The sequence below is a fragment of the Rhodococcus triatomae genome, from assembly GCF_014217785.1.
In the GTDB taxonomy this organism is placed as follows: Bacteria; Actinomycetota; Actinomycetes; order Mycobacteriales; family Mycobacteriaceae; genus Rhodococcus_F; species Rhodococcus_F triatomae.
This window is the reverse complement of record NZ_CP048814.1, coordinates 1,100,773-1,116,225: the sequence shown is the minus strand read 5'-3', so window position 1 is coordinate 1,116,225 and position 15,453 is coordinate 1,100,773. Positions and strand designations below refer to the sequence as shown.

Below are 15,453 nucleotides of genomic sequence, written 5' to 3'. Positions count from 1 at the left end.
CGAGCCCTTGATGAGGGGAACGAATGAGCGAGAACCGTAAGTCCGGTCTGCGCCGCTCCGCCCGTATCGCGGGTCTCGGCGCTGCGGCAGCCGTCGGTCTGGGCCTGATGTCCACCGGCGCTGCGCATGCAGACACCTTCGTGCCGCTGCCCGGTGGCGAGCGTGTCGTGAATGCCGGTGATGTGTCCGTGAAGATCGCGCGCAATGCCGAGAGCGCGTTGATCTCTCCGTCGCTGGCGGCCAATGGTGCCGGCCGGGTCGCGTGGGTGACGGGCGACGTGTTCGCCGACGTCCAGGGCGATTTCGAGGAAGCGACGTTGAAGACCGGGTACATCGTGGGCTGCCAGGTGGACATCACCGGTCTCGAGGCCGGGCTGAGCGGCGGCCTGTCGCTGTCCGGTGCGGATCTGTCGGGTTCGCTGAGCCTGCCGATCAAGCCGGGTGAGGTGAAATTCGCGAGCATCAAGAGCAAGAAGCTGAAGGAGCCGGGTGTCGCGGCCATCCAGTACAAGGATGCCGAGATCCAGGTGCAGGGTTGCGGCGGCTACGCCCAGGCCCGCGCCTACACCGTGGTGGAGGTTCCCGGTAACCACTACGTGAAGGGCACGCTGTACGGCCAGCCCTTCAGCATCGGCTGATCACTCTCACTTCGCTATCCACACTTCTCTTCCGGCGCCTTCGGTCTCGTACGAGATCCCGATCGTCCCGGGGAGCAACCCTCGAGGGGAACAATGAACAGCAAGACCCTGCGCCACGGCGCCAAGGCCGCTGCGGTGGTGGGCTCCGCCACCGTCGCGATCGGTCTCTTCTCGACCGGTGCGGCTCATGCCGACACCTTCGTCCCGTTGCAGGACGGTGAGGTCACCCAGACGCTGCTCGACGGCACGGTGGTGACCGTCAAGCAGACCGGGAACACCGCTCTGATCAATCCGTCGCTCGGTTCCACTCCGTTGCACCGCAATGTGTGGGCTTCGGGCACCGTCGACGTCACCCTGTCGGGTGGGTCGGCCAAGGGCGGCACCATCGATGCCGGCTACATCGTGGCCTGCCAGCTGAATTTCGGTGGCAGTGTGAACGGTGGAGCCGAACAGGCTGTAGGCAACGCGCAGCAAGGATGGGAAGCTGGCGTCCAGGATCCCAAGGCCAATGCAGGCGCGGGAATAACCATCGGGCCCGGCGAGGCGACGGCCGTGTCGATCCTCGACATCGAGTACGAGGACAGCTACGGCGCCAAGGCGAACAAGAGCAACTTCAGCTTCACGGGTAACAGCGGTGGCTTCACCTACGCGGACGAGACCTTCGGTGTCTCCGGCTGCGCCGGGTACGCCCAGGCCCGCTCGTACGTGAAGGTCAACGTCTCGACCGACTCGGTCGACGGCAACGTCACCCTGTGGGGACAGCCCTTCAGCCTCGGCTGATCGGACCGGCAACCGGGGTCGCCCCGGATTTCACCGCCTCGGGAGGTGTGCAGCTCACGCTGCACACCTCCCGTTTCGTTACATCGGGTCACAAAGCCGTCACGCTGTGGGTCGATCACGTAAAGGGATTGTTAAACGAGCGTTCTGGGGTCTCGATCGAACAACGTTTCAACTACCTTCTCCCCATCACGAGTTGAACTCCCGCTCCGAAGGTCGGGGCGCGAGCGCTTGATGAGGGGAACGAATGAGCGAGAACCGTAAGTCCGGCCTGCGCCGCTCCGCCCGCATCGCAGGTCTCGGTGCCGCTGCAGCGATGGCACTGGGTCTGATGTCCACCGGTGCTGCCCATGCCGATACCTTCGTGCCACTGCCCGGCGGCGAGAGGATCGTCAACGGGGGCGGCGTCAGCGTCAAGATCGCGCGCAACGCCGAGAGCGCTCTGATCTCCCCGTCCCTGGCGGCCAACGGCGCCGGCCGGGTCGCGTGGGTGACGGGCGACGTCTTCGCGGACGTCCAGGGTGCTGAGGGTGCAACCCTCACCACGGGATACATCGTCGGCTGCCAGGTCGACATCACCGGCCTCGAGGCCGGACTGAGCGGTGGTCTCTCGCTGACCGGTGCGGATCTGTCGGGTTCGCTGAGCCTGCCGATCGCCCCCGGCGAGGTGAAGTTCGCCAAGATCAAGAGCAAGAGTGACCTGTCCGAAGGCGTGTCCGCCATCCAGTACAAGGATGCCGAGATCGAGGTGCAGGGTTGCGGTGGCTACGCCCAGGCCCGCGCGTACACCGTGGTCGAGGTCCCGGGTGACCACTACGTGAAGGGCACGCTGTACGGCCAGCCCTTCAGCATCGGCTGATCGCCCACGCTCACGCCAGTCAACTCTCGCGACCTCGCGCTACTCGCGTTCCGCGACCTCGAATCCTGAAGGGGAACAATGAACAGCAAGACCCTGCGCCACGGCGCCAAGGCCGCTGCGGTGGTGGGCTCCGCCACCGTCGCGATCGGTCTCTTCTCGACCGGTGCGGCTCATGCCGACACCTTCGTCCCGTTGCAGGACGGTGAGATCACCCAGACGCTGCTCGACGGCACGGTGGTGACGGTGCGTCAGACCGGGAACTCGGCCCTGATCAGCCCGTCGATGGGTTCCACTCCGCTGCATCGCAACGTGTGGGCCTCGGGCAGCATCGACGTCACCCTGTCGGGCGATACCGCCGAGGGCGGTTCCATCGATGCCGGCTACATCGTGGCCTGCCAGTTGAGCTTCGGCGCCGAGGCCGGTGGCGAGGCCGGTGGCGAATCCGAGGACTGGGGAACGCCCGCGCCCTCGGCGGGCGCTTCCGGTGGACTCACCATCGGGCCGGGTGAGGCGACGGCGGTGTCCATCCTCGACATCGAGTACGAGGACAGCTACGGCTCCGAGGCGTACAAGAGTGATTTCGACTTCGAGGGCAACCGGGGTGGGTTCACCTACGCGGACGAGACCTTCGGTGTCTCCGGCTGCGCCGGGTACGCACAGGCCCGCTCGTACGTGAAGGTGGACGTCTCGACCGATTCGGTGTCGAGCACCGTCACGCTGTACGGCCAGCCCTTCAGCCTGGGCTGAGAAAACACAGTCACACCCTGACGCGGGGGGTGCGCGCCGAGTGCGCGCGCCCCCCGCGTCGTCGTGTGCCCGGCCCGGCGCGTTCGCCGATCCGTGCACCGGGACCCGCGCGATCTATCTCACACCGGGAGTGCCCGGATCCGTCGGGTACGGGCGCGCTAGCTGGACGAACGTGAGCAATCGAACGAACCGCCGATCGGGCACATTTTCGGATTCCGCGACCGCCGTCTACGGTGTTCCGGATGGCGAACGGCACGCGCACACACGCGCTCAATCTGGTCCGCGGCGGACTCATGGGAACAGCGGAAGTGATTCCCGGAGTCAGCGGCGGGACCGTGGCACTCATCACGGGCATGTACGACCAGCTGATCTCCGCTGTCGGCCACTTCGTGAGCGGTGCTCGGCTGCTCGTCACCGACGTTCCCCGCGGACAGGGGACGGAACGGGCACGCGGCGAGTTCCGCCGGGTGGACTGGCCGTTCGTCGTGTGCGTGGTGGTCGGGATGCTCAGCATGCTGGTGATCGCGGCCCAGGTCGTCGCTCCGCTCGTCGAGGATCACCCGCAACGGTCGTATGCGCTGTTCTTCGGCCTCGTGCTCGCCTCGATCTACATCCCGTACACCCAGTCCGGACGGACATGGTCGGGGCTGGACTACGCGCTCGCCGGAGCCTGCGCGGTCGCCGCGTTCTTCGTCTTCGGGATGCCGCCGTCCGAGGTCGAAGACCCCGCTCCCTGGATGATCGTGGGAGTGGCCGCGATCGCCGTGTGCGCACTCGCGATGCCGGGCCTCTCCGGATCCTTCCTGCTGGTCGGATTCGGGATGTACACCGTGACGCTGAACGCGCTCAACGACCGCGATCTCGGCTACATCGGCCTGTTCGCCCTCGGCGCGGTCCTGGGGCTGTCCGTGTTCGTCAAGCTGCTCCAATGGCTCCTCGAGCACCATCACCACATCACGCTGGTGGTGATGACCGGCCTTCTCGTCGGCTCGCTCCGCGCGCTGTGGCCCTACCAGCCGTGGGATGACGGTGACAGCCGCGATCTCCGTGCGCCCGACGGCGACTATCTCGCCACGTTCGGTCTCATGGCGGTCGGCTTCGCGCTCGTCGTGGTCATGCTGGTCGCGGCCCGGCGGGCCGCGACCAAGCGGAAGCCTCAGCTCGTCCCCTGATTCCGGCGCGGCCCGCTCGCGTCAGATGCTCGGCGGAGGCGGGGTGTCCGCGACCTTGGCGTGCGCGCCGGTCTGCTGGGCGTTCGCGGCGCCGGTCTTGAGGATGTCGCGGATCTCCGTGAGCAGGTCGGTGTCCGACACGGCCTTCTCGCTGGGCTTCGTGAAGCGCTTCTTCGCCGCATTGGCAGGAACGATCAGTACGAAGTAGACGACCGCCGCGATGATGACGAAGTTGACGGCCGCCGTGATCACCGCGCCGATGTTCACGAACGTCGCGGGATTGTCGCCGAGGATCTGGAATCCCCAGCCCATCTCGTTGTCGCCGCCGAGAACCGCGATGAGCGGATTGACGATGTTGGTCGTGAACGCGGTGACGATCGCGGTGAACGCGGCACCGACGACGACCGCTACTGCCAGGTCCAGCACGTTGCCACGGAGCAGGAAGTCCTTGAAGCCTTTCAGCATGCCGGTATCTCCTTCGGGTCGGAAACAGTTCTTCTCGAACAGGAACGTCGGTCTGAACAGAAGAGTAAAGGAGGAATAGTGCCGGATCGGGCTGGTCGGACGGGACGGTCTACCCGGAAGTGGTGAGCGTCACTGCACCGTGACGGTGACGGCGTGAGTCAAGGACGTCACGGCGACGGCGTGGGCCTTCTCGCGCGGGAGCGCCAGCAGGACGAGTCTCTCCCTCCCTCCGCGGTCGCCTTCCGGGCGATTGACCAGCACGACCACGGCGCCGGACGCGAGCAGTGTGGCCGCAGGGTCGGGGAGGGTGCCGCTCCGGTCGCCACCGGCTCCCTGGGCGACCGCGAGGACGTCCACGACGTCGCCCTCGCGCAGGACGTCGGCGACGGCGGCGTCCGCGAGTTCGAGGGGCACGATGCGGGCGTCGTCGCTGCCGACGGCCGCGGCGGCCAGTCGTGGCCCCAGTACCCGGACATCGGTGAGGGCTTCCCCGGCTCGGATCGGGCCCGCCACCGTGCGCCCGGCGGTGTCCTCGACGGCGGTCACTGCGCCGTCCGGGACCGCGGAGCGGGCCAGGGAGGCGGTGCGCAGATCGGTGGCGGTGAGAACCGTGCCGGACGGCAGATCGCGGGCCGCGACGACGACGGAGAGGTGTTCGGCACTCGGATCGCCTCGTACGAGCAGGACGGCTGCCGCGACGACGCACGCTCCGGCGGCCGCCCTGCGGGCGAGGACGCCGCGTCCCCTCGCCGGCTGCCACAGCAGCGAGACACGATCAGCCCAGTTCGGCTCGAGGCTCCGCGTGGCCGGACGCGTGGAGTGAGTGGGTGGCATGGCCACACGCTAGGTCCACGCCGCCACCGCGTGGCGGCATGAGCCGCTTGGCTGTGGATAGGAAAAACCTGTGGATGAACCCCGGCCGGGGAGTCAGCTCGCGGCGGCCTTCGCGGGTGCCGAGGCAGCCGGGGTGGAGGTGCCGGAGGAGCTGCCCGAGCTCTCCGAGGAGGAGGACGAGCCGGCGTCGGACTTGGCGGGTTCGCTCGCCGTGCCGGAACTGCCACGGCTGTCGGTGCGGTAGAAGCCGCTGCCCTTGAAGACGATGCCGACGGAGTTGAACAGCTTGCGCAGTTTCCCGGTGCATTCCGGGCAGACCGTCAGGGAGTCGTCCGAAAACGACTGCACGATGTCGAAGCGGTTGTCGCATTCGGTGCACGCGTAGGAATAGGTGGGCACTGCGCTACCTCCACACTGGCTAGATCAAACCGCGAGCTTTAGCACTCTACAGTCGACAGTGCCAACAGCGCCAATCGTCGACTTTATTCCTGTTCCCGTGCGTCGCCCCTCCGCGTCCCGGTGCCCGCCCCACCGAGGGTGACGAACCCCCGAGCGGGCGTCAGTGCCTCGTGCATCCGCACGTCGTGGGCCTCTTCCGGCAGCGCCTCGACCAGTTCCTCGTCTCGCACCACGGCGATCAGCCGGGTCCCGGCAGAGGCGATCGGCAGAGTGCGATCGTAGAAGCCGGCGCCACGGCCGAGCCGTACTCCCCGTCGGTCGACTCCGAGCGCGGGCACGAGGACCACTTCTGCAGAACGGATCTCGTCGGGTGCGAGAACCGGACCGGTCGGCCGGGGGATCCCGTACTGCCCGGCGACGAGCGAGTCCGGACCGGTGTACTCGGCCCAGGACAGCGGCCCGGGATCACCCGTCACGGGCACCAACACGCGGGAGCCCCCGGCGCGGAGCGCGGCCAGGAGGGCGGGAGAACCCGGCTCGCTCGGCAGCGGAACGTACGCGCACACGGTGCCGCCCCCCGGCCATCTCCCTGTGACGAAGTCGACGAGCGCCCGATTCTCCGCGTCCCGTCGCCGGGCGTCGAGTGCCCGCCGCGAGCTGAGGGCGCGCTCACGCCACCGGGCTTTCGCGGACACATCTGCTTTCGCGGACACATCTGCTTTCGCGGACACATCTGCTTTCGCGGACACATCTGGGGGCCGTTCCATGTCCCCAGCCTAGGATCGTGGTGACTCGCCCGTAGGCCCGCACGGTTATGGTGTGCTGCATGACGGACGCTTCCTCGCACATCGACAAGCCCTTTCGCACGGCAATCGTGCCTGCTGCGGGCATGGGGACGCGCTTCCTCCCTGCCACGAAGACGGTGCCCAAGGAACTGCTGCCCGTCGTCGACACCCCGGGTATCGAACTGGTCGCGGGGGAGGCCGCCGATTCCGGCGCGAACCGCCTGATCATCGTCACCTCGCCGGGCAAGGACGGTGTCGTCGCGCACTTCGTCGAGGACCTGGTGCTCGAGAGCAAGCTCGAAGCGAGTGGCAAGCACCATCTGTTGGAGAAGGTGCGCAAGGCGCCCGGGTTGCTGCAGGTCGAGTCGGTGGTACAGGTCGAGCCGCTCGGCCTCGGCCACGCCGTCGGCTGCGTGGAATCCGCGCTCGACGACGACGAGGAGGCCGTCGCCGTCTTGCTCCCCGACGATCTGGTGATGCCCCAGGGCGTCCTCGAGACCATGGCCCGGGTCCGGGCCAAGCGCGGCGGCAGTGTGCTCTGCGCCATCGACGTACCCAAGGACCAGGTCAGTGCGTACGGCGTGTTCGAGGTGGAGAAGGTCCCCGACGCGGTCAACCCGGACGTCCTCAAGGTCACCGGCATGGTGGAGAAGCCGGCCATGGAAGATGCGCCGTCGACCTATGCCGCCGCGGGCCGCTACCTGCTCGACCGGGCGATCTTCGACGCGCTGCGCCGGATCGGCCGTGGAGCCGGCGGCGAACTCCAACTCACCGATGCCATCGCCCTGCTCATCGAGGAGGGCCACCCGGTGCACGTGGTCGTGCACCGGGGCACGAGACACGATCTCGGAAATCCCGGCGGGTACCTGCGTGCTGCGGTTGACTTTGCCTTGAGCAGCGACGAGTACGGCCCCTCGCTGAGGGACTGGCTGGCCGAACGCTTGAAGCAGACGGATTCCTGACCGGTCGGACATCAGCCGGTCAGGACACCAGCCCGTCGGACAATCCCGGGAGCGCAGGAGGAAAGAAGCCACATGCGGTCGGTCGAGGAGCAGCAGGCGATCGTGACGGCTGCTGCGGTGGCGCCGCGTCCCGTCCGGGTCGCGATCTCCGAGGCGCAGGGATTGCTGTGCGCCGAAGAGGTGGTGACGGAGCGTCCGCTCCCGGGATTCGACCAGGCGGCCATCGACGGGTACGCGGTCCGCAGCGTCGACGTCGCCGACGCCGGTAGCGACGTCCCGAACGAGGACGGAGCGCTGCCCGTGGTGACGTTGCCGGTCGTCGGCGAGGTCGGTGCCGGTTCCCGCCAGCCGATCCGGTTGCAGCCGCGGCAGGCGGTGCGCGTCGACACCGGCGCCCCCATGCCCACGCTCGCCGATGCCGTCCTGCCGCTCGACCGCACCGACGGTGGCGGTGCGCGGGTCACGGTGCTGCGGCCGGTGCGCTCCGGCGACTACGTCCGTCGAGCCGGCGACGACGTCCAGCCCGGCGACGTCGCCGTGCGGGCGGGCACCATCATCGGTGCCGCGCAGGTCGGTCTGCTCGCCGCCGTCGGTAGGGACAAGGTGCTCGTGCACCCTCGGCCCCGGTTGTCCGTGATCTCGCTCGGGGGCGAACTCGTCGACGTCGACCGCACTCCCGGGCCGGGGCAGGTCTACGACGTCAACTCGTACGCGCTGGCGGCCGCTGCCCGGGATGCGGGCGCCGACGTCAATCGGGTCGGCATCGCCGACGGCGACCCGCGCCGCCTCCGTGAGGTCGTCGAGGGGCAGTTGATCCGTTCGGAGATCGTCGTCATCGCGGGCGCTGTCGGCGGGGGAGCGGGCGAGGAGGTCTGTGAGGCGCTCGCCGAACTCGGCACGCTCGAGATCGAGCGGGTCGCCATGCACCCCGGCTCGGTCCAGGGCTTCGGCCAGCTGGGTCGCGACGAGGTGCCCACCTTCCTGCTGCCCTCCAACCCCGTCGGTGCCCTGGTCGTGTTCGAGGTGATGGTGCGGCCACTGATCCGGATCGCGCTGGGTCGGCGGCAGCCGATGCGCCGCGTGGTCACCGCCCGCACGGTCGCCCCCATCACATCGATCGAACGGCGCAAGGGGTTCCTGCGCGGGCAGCTGATGCGGGACGAGTCGACGGGCGAGTATCTGGTGCAGGCGCTGGGTGGCGCGCCCGGTGCCTCGTCGCATCTGCTCGCGTCGTTGGCGGAGGCGAACTGCCTGGTCGTCATCGACCCGGACGTCACGGACGTGCGGACCGGCGACGAGGTGGACGTCGCGTTCCTGGCGCAGCGCGGCTGACGCGCGTTGGGAGCCGCGAACGTGAGCCGCCATCCGGGTTGGCCGCCGCACCTGGGTCCGCTGCGGGTCGGTGGCGGGGTCGTCACCGTCCGAGCCATCCGGCTGCGCGATGCGGCGGCGTGGAGTCGCATCCGGATCCGCGACCGGGAGCACCTCGAGCCCTGGGAGCCGACCGGCTACTCCCCGTGGGAGTCCCGGCACCACATCGCGTCGTGGCCCGGGCTGTGTGCGGGGCTGCGGGCAGAGGCCAGGAAGGGCCGGATGATTCCGATGGCCATCGAACTCGACGGCCAGTACTGCGGCCAGTTGACGATCGGGAACATCGTGCGGGGGGCGCTGCGGTCGGCATGGATCGGGTACTGGGTGGACAAGGACGTCAACGGGCTCGGGGTGGCGACCGGGGCGCTCGCGCTCGGCCTGGATCACGGGTTCGGCCCGGTCGGCTTGCACCGGATCGAGGCCACGGTGCGGCCGGAGAACGTGGCGAGCCGGGCGGTACTGCGCAATGTCGGCTTTCGTGAGGAGGGGACGCTCGAGCGCTACCTCGACGTCGACGGGCAGTGGCGCGACCACCTGCTGGTGGCCATGACGGTCGAGGAGGTGCCGGCGACGGTGGTGGACGTCCTGGTGCGCAGCGGCAAGGCGTCCTGGGCCTGATCGGCCGGACAGTTACACGACGGTTAACGGCAGGTAGTGCAACTCACAACTTTTCGAAACTATGGTCGACATCACACTCGATCGGATGGACTTTCCTGATTTCTCGCTGTGTGTCCGGCGATTCGCGGAGTTACGCGTGTGACAGCTGAGTATTGTGGGGATCAGCGCGTCGACGGCCGGATCGGTTGTTCCCGCTCCGGCCCGGACGGGCATGCACCTTATCGATGCTGGTAGACGGTTGGGAGGAGGCCGCACATGCCGAATTCGTTCTTGTGGATCGGGCTCGTTGCCGTGTGGCTGTTCGTTCTGGTCCCGATGCTGGCGTCGAACCGTCCACGGATCAGGCAGACCAGCGACGCGGCCCTCGCGACCCGCGTCCTGCACCGCGGTGACACGCGGCGTGTGCAGCGCGGACCGGCCGTCGGCCACCGCAGCGACCCGGACTGGCAACCCGAGGACCACTACGGCTACCACGCGGAGGACCCCATGGAGACTCACGCCGAGGACGAGGCCCGAGACGGCTACGACGAGCACGGCGATCGAGCGCCGGTGGACGAGTACATCGTGCACCGACGTGGCCGCGGCGGGTTCGACCCGGAGGCGGATGCGATCGCCCGCGAGGCCCGCTACTCCTTCCGGCAGCGGATGATGCTCGCGCTGGTGTTCGTTTCGTTGATGTCGGCGGCGCTGGCCGTGATCCTGTCCTCGACGGTGTGGTGGCTGACCGCGGCCTCCGTGCTCGTGCTGGGTGGCTACCTGGCCTATCTGCGTCGACAGGTGCGGATCGAGCAGGAGATCCGTCGCCGGCGGACCCAGCGGTTGCAGCGTTCTCGCCTGGGCGTCGAGTCCCGTAGTGACGACGAGCTACGGCTCGTCCCGGCCCGTCTGCGCCGTCCCGGTGCCGTGGTCATGGAGACGGATGACGAGGACCCGGCCTTCGATCACCTCGATCACTACGAGGAGGCCGAGGCCGAGGTCGAATGGCGGCGCGCCGCAGGCGAGTAGCCGTCGCCGCTGGTCGAGGGCTGATTCGCCTTCACGCGGAGCGTCCTGCTAAGGTTTGCGAGCGGTCCGCGAGAGCGGTGCCCGGGGCTGTGGCGCAGTTGGTAGCGCGCTTCGTTCGCATCGAAGAGGTCAGGGGTTCGATTCCCCTCAGCTCCACCGGAGAACCGACGAGAACCCCCGACTGCCGAAAACGCAGTCGGGGGTTTTCTCGTAGGCGAGGAAGCCTTGCCGGGTCGCCGACCATCCGCGGACATTCTGTGCACCGTGCCCTCGAAGGTTCGAGAGCGCGGCGCGGAAAACGTCCGCGAATCGCGCAAGGGCTACGCGACGAGCGATTCACCGGCCGTGGCGTCGCGGTCGGTCCGCACGGCTGCTGAACGTGGCTGCCAGTTCATGCCACGTCTGCTCCGGTGCGCGTCCGGTCGGGTAGCGCCCGTCGAGGTCGAGGATCACCGCGCCGTGAGTGGCGGCCCACAGTGCTTGTGCCAGAAAGGGCTCGCCGGTGGCCATCAGGAACGGAGCGCCGGACCAGTCCTCCAAACCCGGGGGTAGCGAATCGCGCCGCAGTGGACCCGAGGTCGCGAGTCGATACAGATTCGGATGCGCGCGCGCAGTGTCCCGGTAGTCGGCGACGAGCCCGGCGACGGACTCGACCGGACGAGTCGCCTCGCCCATCTCCTTCAGCGCCTGGGCGATCAGGGCGTCCTGCAATGCCGCCTTGTCCCGGAAGTGCTTGTACAACGAGGGAGCTCGAATGCCCAGTGCCTCGGCCACCGCCCGCATGGTCACCGAATCCCAGGTGGTGTCTTCGAGCAGCGCACGCGCGCACCCGACGATCTGCGCGGCCCTCGGCGTCAGCAGCCGTCGGGGATCGAACTCGGTCGGGCAGGATGCCTCGTCGCTGCTCATGGGTTGACCGTCGACGCGCCGCCCTCCCGCCTGAGCGGTGTGGTGTCGCCCGGCGCCCGGCGCGCGCGGGTGAAGACCGCGATTCCCGTGACCAGCAGACCGAGTCCGAGGATGATGCCGTGCAGGATTCGCACGGGCGCCGGGGTGAAGAACTGCGGCAGGTAGCCGAGGAGGCCGACGCCCACCAGGATCGCCGCCACCCGCAGGTCGTCTGCCCACAGCCGGCGGGCGATCAGCACGCCGGCCACTGCGAGGAGCAGGAGCCCCGCGCCGAAGGTTGCCACCGCCGGTCCGAAGTAGCGGATCGTCTCCGCCCCGGGCTCGATCTCCTCCGCCGCGGCGTTGCGGCCGAGCGCGTACAACCCGAAAGTCTCGGCGCCATAGTAGGGAAGCACCAGTGCTGTTCCGAAAAGTGTTGTCGTCGAGGTAATTCCAGGCCACAATCGGGTAGCCGCATAGGTGAGGAGGATGAACCCGGCGATCCCGCAGAGGTGGGCGACCACCCATTCCCAGGATGCGAACGCTTCGGCACCCTCGGTGCCGACTTCGCTGGAGTAGGGCCGCAGCGCCGGGTAGACCGCGAACAGGATCCCGGCCGCGACAAGGGCGATCGCGGGATTGATCTGATCTCTCATTTCGCTCGACCTCCGGTGAATCGTGCGGCGAACAGTACCGAGCTCCCGCTGCAGGCTAACACAGTTAGCCGCGCGTCAGGGGAGAGCGGCTGGGCGACTTCGCTGGTTGTCAGACGAGCAACCAGAGGATTCCGGTGCCGACGACGGCCACCGCGGTCAGTCCGTGTACGGCCGCCGCGTAGGCGCGTCGCCCGCGATAGCCCCAGACGATCAGCATGTCACCGAGTGGCACCAATGCCGAGACGAGCATGAACACGCCCAGCACGTGCGGTGGGGCGATCAGGAGCAGTGCCAATGCGCCCAGCCCGCTGGCGAGGTCCCGGATGCCCTTCACCCGGTAGTACGGGTCGTCGCGGCCCGGTAGCCGGCGAAAGCCGAATCCCTGGGCGATCGGGTAGGGCCGGATCAGATAACTCAGGCCGATTCCGATGATGAAGGCGGCGCCGATGACGGTGAGGATGGTGGCGACTGCACTCATGCGAGCTCCTGGTTGTAGCGTCGCTAGATTTTCTAGCAACGCTAGCACGGCGATGTGTCTGATGCTAGCGCTGCTAGCATCAGGTCCGTGTCGGAGCAGCAACAGGAACGCCGGAGAGTCCGTGAAGCGGCGATCGTGGCGACCGCCCGGGATATCGCCGAGCGCGAGGGATGGGCTGCGATCACCACGCGCCGGCTGTCGGCAGAGGTCGGCTACAGCCAGCCGGTCCTCTACTCGCACTTCGCGTCCATGGACGCGATCGTGACCGCCGTGGCGGTCCAGGGGAGTGAGGAGATCGCTGATGCGTTGCAGCGCAGCGCATCAGCGTCCGAGCCCATCGAGAACGTGGCCCGCGCCTACCTGGACCTCGCCCGCGACCAGCCGGCGTTGTACGAGGCCATCTCCAGCCGGGCGCGCGGGCTGGCCTTCGCGACACCGAAGGCGCCCAACGCGCTGCAGCGCGCCTTCGGTGCGATCGCCGAAGCGGTCGGCGGGGACGAGACGCGTGCCGAACTGTTCTGGGGAACGCTGCACGGGCTCGCCGAACTCGAGCGCGGAGGCCGTCTGCGCACCGACGCCCGGGATGCCCGGATCAGCGAACTGGTGCAGCTCTACGGCGCCGCGGGAACGCCCTGACCGAACAGAATTCGGAAAACAGGGAACGGGTGCGGTTACCCGGACGTCTGGTAGGCCTCTTCGATCTCTGCGGGGATTCGGCCGCGCGGGGAAATGTCGTAACCGTTGGCGACGGCCCATTCGCGAATCGCCTTGGTCTGCGAGGGGTCGCGCTTCGTGGCGGAGCGGCCACCGGAGCGTGCGGCGGTCTTACGCTTTCCGCCGACGCGCGTGCCGTGCGAGATGTAATAGTCGAGCTTGCGGTGGAATTCCTTGGCGTTCTTGTCATTGAGGTCGATCTCGTACTCGACGCCGTTGACGGCGAATCGGATCGTTTCGCCTTTTCCGTCGGCAATCGGGGTCTCGTCGATATCGTCCACGAACTCGATGATCTGGCGTGTGGCCATCTGGTCGATCCTTCCGAATACATTCTCGCGTACTCGATGTCCGTCGCGACGGAAGATACCGCAAGGCGTGTATTCGCACTCGGCCGAGCGGCGACATCGAGAGGAGTGGTCGGCACCTGTGAAAGGACACTACTCAATGGAAAGTGAGTTGTGAAATCGCTCCGCGACATGAATCGCCGGGGCGATGGAATTACGAAATCCATACGGGCGCGAGATGTCCGTTTCCCGGTGGTGGCGGTTCTTTCGGATCACCGATTTCCGACGTACTCCACCGCTTCTCCGACCCAGAAGGCCAGTCGCTCGTCGTCCTCGATTACGTCCGCGGAGACCGAGATCCAGCCCGGACCCATCGCCCGCCCCGCCCCCATCTCGGCCGGGCGGGCTCCCGGCAGGGTGACCAGATGGGGACTCCGCTCGGGGTCGACATGCGCCAGCAGCTCGGCGCCGGGGCGGACACTCACGACCATCTTCTCGTCGACCATGAACGACAGTCCGCCGAACATCGGTACTTCGCGCGTCGAGTGTGCGGTGAGTAGCGCGCGGACGCGATCGGCGAGCGCGGATCCGTCGCCGTTCACGGTCCGGTGGGTGGTGCGTACGACAGGCGATCGAACAGCAGCAGGCTTTCCGTGATCGCTCCGTCTCGGACGGTGAAGTACTCGGCGGCGGGTGCGCTGCTGGTGGCTGCGGTGTGCGGATAGTAGAACAGCGCGACGTGATCGCCGTCGGCGAAGCTCGCCACGTCGGTCAGGCCGGTCAGGTTCGGTGCGAATCCCGCCAGGTACCCGCGATAGGCCTCCTTGCCGGTGAGGTCGATTCCCGGTGCGCGACAGAAGACGTCGTCCGAGACATAGTCCATGGCGCGGTCGACGTCTCCACCGGTCCAGGCACGGTGATAGTCGAGCACGAGATTCAGTGCGGGGGAGTGGGGCGTTGCATTCACGACTGGCTCCTTCACGATGGTCGGTTCCCAGGTGCGCGGGTGCCGAGGGGCGTCCAGTGGTCGGCGCCCGGGTCGTCACCATGCGCGGCGACACGCAGCCGCGCGAGGAAATGCGTCCACCCGTCGGCGTGCCCGGCGAGCTCCGGATCCGGCAGACCGGTGTGGACGAGATCGACTCGGGTGCCCCGGCCGGCGGGCGTGAGAACGAACTCCACCGTGGATGTTCCCGGCGGGAGGTCGGCACTGCCCGCGACACCCCAGGACACGACCACCCGGCGCGGCCGCTCCACCTCCAGGTATCGGCCCCGAATGGCGTAACCGGCGATGTCGACACCGAATTCGCCTCCGGGGCGTGGGTCCAGGGTGGCCCACCGACCCATCCACGCCGTCATGCCCGACTCGGTCACGAGGAAGTCGAACACTGCGCCCGGTGCGGCGTCGATCTCGATCGATGTCGCGTACTCAGCCATCGCGCGTGCCCTTCCCGGATTCGCTCTTCTCGGATTCCACGGCCGCTTTCAGTGCGGCGAGCTTGTTCGGCCAGAACTCGTCCAGGTAGCCGCGCACGGCTGCCAGCCCGTCGGTGTCGACCGCGAACAGGTGTCGCGTGCCGATTCGGGTGCCGCGGACGAGGCCGGCCGTGCGTAGCACCCCGAGATGATGTGACGTCGTCTGCTGGGACAGCCCGACCACGTCGGCGATCTCACCGACCGAGTGTTGCTCGGACCGAATGGCGGCCAGGATGGCCCGACGATTGGCGTCCGCGAGGGCGCGCAATGCCTGGTCGAGGTGACGTTCGGCGGTCATGGGACTCCTCCGGTGCGGCCGGCCTCC

At 68.0% G+C, this 15,453-nt stretch carries 22 protein-coding genes and 1 tRNA gene; 11 read left to right on the top strand and 12 right to left on the bottom strand.

The features are described from left to right. Positions 1–23: 23 nt before the first annotated feature. The 5 genes from G4H71_RS05215 to G4H71_RS05195 all read left to right on the top strand — a co-directional run bounded on the left by G4H71_RS05215 (position 24) and on the right by G4H71_RS05195 (position 4,193). Positions 24–638, top strand: coding sequence for an MspA family porin (locus G4H71_RS05215; protein WP_072740410.1), 615 nt, complete (start codon positions 24–26; stop codon positions 636–638). A gap of 93 nt (positions 639–731) precedes the next feature. Then, positions 732–1,418, top strand: coding sequence for an MspA family porin (locus G4H71_RS05210; protein WP_072738044.1), 687 nt, complete (start codon positions 732–734; stop codon positions 1,416–1,418). A gap of 244 nt (positions 1,419–1,662) precedes the next feature. Continuing rightward, complete coding sequence (locus tag G4H71_RS05205) at positions 1,663–2,274, top strand: MspA family porin (protein ID WP_072738043.1); 612 nt, start codon at positions 1,663–1,665, stop codon at positions 2,272–2,274. A 78-nt stretch (positions 2,275–2,352) separates the two neighbouring features. Continuing rightward, positions 2,353–3,021 (top strand): MspA family porin, encoded by a 669-nt coding sequence (locus G4H71_RS05200; protein WP_072738042.1) that lies wholly within the window; start codon positions 2,353–2,355, stop codon positions 3,019–3,021. Positions 3,022–3,263: 242 nt separating this feature from the next. After that, positions 3,264–4,193, top strand: a complete 930-nt coding sequence (locus tag G4H71_RS05195) for a DUF368 domain-containing protein (RefSeq protein ID WP_072738099.1) — start codon at positions 3,264–3,266, stop codon at positions 4,191–4,193. Between the two features lie 21 nt (positions 4,194–4,214). Here G4H71_RS05195 and mscL read toward each other — a convergent pair whose 3' ends face one another. The 4 genes from mscL to G4H71_RS05175 form a co-directional block, all read right to left on the bottom strand. After that, the gene (gene mscL / locus G4H71_RS05190; RefSeq protein WP_072738041.1) at positions 4,215–4,658 is read right to left on the bottom strand and encodes a large conductance mechanosensitive channel protein MscL; all 444 of its coding nucleotides are present in this window, start codon (positions 4,656–4,658) and stop codon (positions 4,215–4,217) included. A gap of 129 nt (positions 4,659–4,787) precedes the next feature. Continuing rightward, positions 4,788–5,492 carry an SAF domain-containing protein gene (locus G4H71_RS05185; RefSeq protein WP_072738040.1) on the bottom strand — a complete coding sequence of 235 codons (705 nt, stop codon included), beginning with the start codon at positions 5,490–5,492 and terminating at the stop codon, positions 4,788–4,790. Between the two features lie 93 nt (positions 5,493–5,585). Continuing rightward, positions 5,586–5,891, bottom strand: coding sequence for an FmdB family zinc ribbon protein (locus G4H71_RS05180; RefSeq protein ID WP_072738039.1), 306 nt, complete (start codon positions 5,889–5,891; stop codon positions 5,586–5,588). Between the two features lie 83 nt (positions 5,892–5,974). Beyond that, positions 5,975–6,658, bottom strand: coding sequence for a 5-formyltetrahydrofolate cyclo-ligase (locus tag G4H71_RS05175; RefSeq protein ID WP_083342787.1), 684 nt, complete (start codon positions 6,656–6,658; stop codon positions 5,975–5,977). 59 nt (positions 6,659–6,717) lie between these two features. Here G4H71_RS05175 and G4H71_RS05170 point away from each other — a divergent pair, with 59 nt between their 5' ends. The 5 genes from G4H71_RS05170 to G4H71_RS05150 all read left to right on the top strand — a co-directional run bounded on the left by G4H71_RS05170 (position 6,718) and on the right by G4H71_RS05150 (position 10,788). Next, positions 6,718–7,638, top strand: coding sequence for a UTP--glucose-1-phosphate uridylyltransferase (locus tag G4H71_RS05170; RefSeq protein WP_072738037.1), 921 nt, complete (start codon positions 6,718–6,720; stop codon positions 7,636–7,638). A gap of 72 nt (positions 7,639–7,710) precedes the next feature. After that, positions 7,711–8,970 carry a molybdotransferase-like divisome protein Glp gene (gene glp / locus G4H71_RS05165; protein WP_072738036.1) on the top strand — a complete coding sequence of 420 codons (1,260 nt, stop codon included), beginning with the start codon at positions 7,711–7,713 and terminating at the stop codon, positions 8,968–8,970. Between the two features lie 21 nt (positions 8,971–8,991). After that, positions 8,992–9,627, top strand: coding sequence for a GNAT family N-acetyltransferase (locus G4H71_RS05160; protein ID WP_072738098.1), 636 nt, complete (start codon positions 8,992–8,994; stop codon positions 9,625–9,627). A gap of 255 nt (positions 9,628–9,882) precedes the next feature. Next, positions 9,883–10,632 carry a divisome protein SepX/GlpR gene (gene sepX / locus G4H71_RS05155; RefSeq protein WP_072738035.1) on the top strand — a complete coding sequence of 250 codons (750 nt, stop codon included), beginning with the start codon at positions 9,883–9,885 and terminating at the stop codon, positions 10,630–10,632. Positions 10,633–10,715: 83 nt separating this feature from the next. After that, positions 10,716–10,788 (top strand) — tRNA-Ala (locus G4H71_RS05150). Positions 10,789–10,968: 180 nt separating this feature from the next. Here the strand turns inward: G4H71_RS05150 and G4H71_RS05145 are convergent. From G4H71_RS05145 to G4H71_RS05135, 3 genes are all read right to left on the bottom strand, one after another. Further along, a complete protein-coding gene (locus G4H71_RS05145; RefSeq protein ID WP_072738034.1) occupies positions 10,969–11,541 on the bottom strand; it encodes a TetR/AcrR family transcriptional regulator in 573 nt (190 codons plus the stop codon). Further along, positions 11,538–12,176, bottom strand: coding sequence for a hypothetical protein (locus G4H71_RS05140; protein WP_072738033.1), 639 nt, complete (start codon positions 12,174–12,176; stop codon positions 11,538–11,540). The genes G4H71_RS05145 and G4H71_RS05140 overlap by 4 nt, the downstream gene beginning before the upstream one ends. A 109-nt stretch (positions 12,177–12,285) precedes the next feature. Continuing rightward, positions 12,286–12,654, bottom strand: coding sequence for a DUF4267 domain-containing protein (locus G4H71_RS05135; RefSeq protein WP_072738032.1), 369 nt, complete (start codon positions 12,652–12,654; stop codon positions 12,286–12,288). A gap of 87 nt (positions 12,655–12,741) precedes the next feature. Here G4H71_RS05135 and G4H71_RS05130 point away from each other — a divergent pair, with 87 nt between their 5' ends. After that, positions 12,742–13,290 carry a TetR/AcrR family transcriptional regulator gene (locus G4H71_RS05130; RefSeq protein ID WP_174561848.1) on the top strand — a complete coding sequence of 183 codons (549 nt, stop codon included), beginning with the start codon at positions 12,742–12,744 and terminating at the stop codon, positions 13,288–13,290. Positions 13,291–13,325: 35 nt separating this feature from the next. On the opposite strand, the gene G4H71_RS05125 is transcribed toward G4H71_RS05130, so the two are convergent. From G4H71_RS05125 to G4H71_RS05105, 5 genes are all read right to left on the bottom strand, one after another. Continuing rightward, positions 13,326–13,676 carry a histone-like nucleoid-structuring protein Lsr2 gene (locus G4H71_RS05125; RefSeq protein WP_072738031.1) on the bottom strand — a complete coding sequence of 117 codons (351 nt, stop codon included), beginning with the start codon at positions 13,674–13,676 and terminating at the stop codon, positions 13,326–13,328. A 248-nt stretch (positions 13,677–13,924) separates the two neighbouring features. Further along, on the bottom strand, positions 13,925–14,254 hold the full coding sequence (locus tag G4H71_RS05120; protein WP_072738030.1) for a TfoX/Sxy family protein: 330 nt from the start codon (positions 14,252–14,254) through the stop codon (positions 13,925–13,927). Then, complete coding sequence (locus G4H71_RS05115; RefSeq protein WP_072738096.1) at positions 14,251–14,619, bottom strand: nuclear transport factor 2 family protein; 369 nt, start codon at positions 14,617–14,619, stop codon at positions 14,251–14,253. The genes G4H71_RS05120 and G4H71_RS05115 overlap by 4 nt, the downstream gene beginning before the upstream one ends. A gap of 11 nt (positions 14,620–14,630) precedes the next feature. Beyond that, complete coding sequence (locus tag G4H71_RS05110; protein ID WP_072738029.1) at positions 14,631–15,089, bottom strand: SRPBCC family protein; 459 nt, start codon at positions 15,087–15,089, stop codon at positions 14,631–14,633. Beyond that, entirely contained in the window at positions 15,082–15,426 is a 345-nt protein-coding gene (locus tag G4H71_RS05105; protein WP_072738028.1) for an ArsR/SmtB family transcription factor, read from the bottom strand. Before G4H71_RS05105 ends, G4H71_RS05110 begins: the two co-directional genes overlap by 8 nt. Positions 15,427–15,453 lie beyond the last annotated feature (27 nt).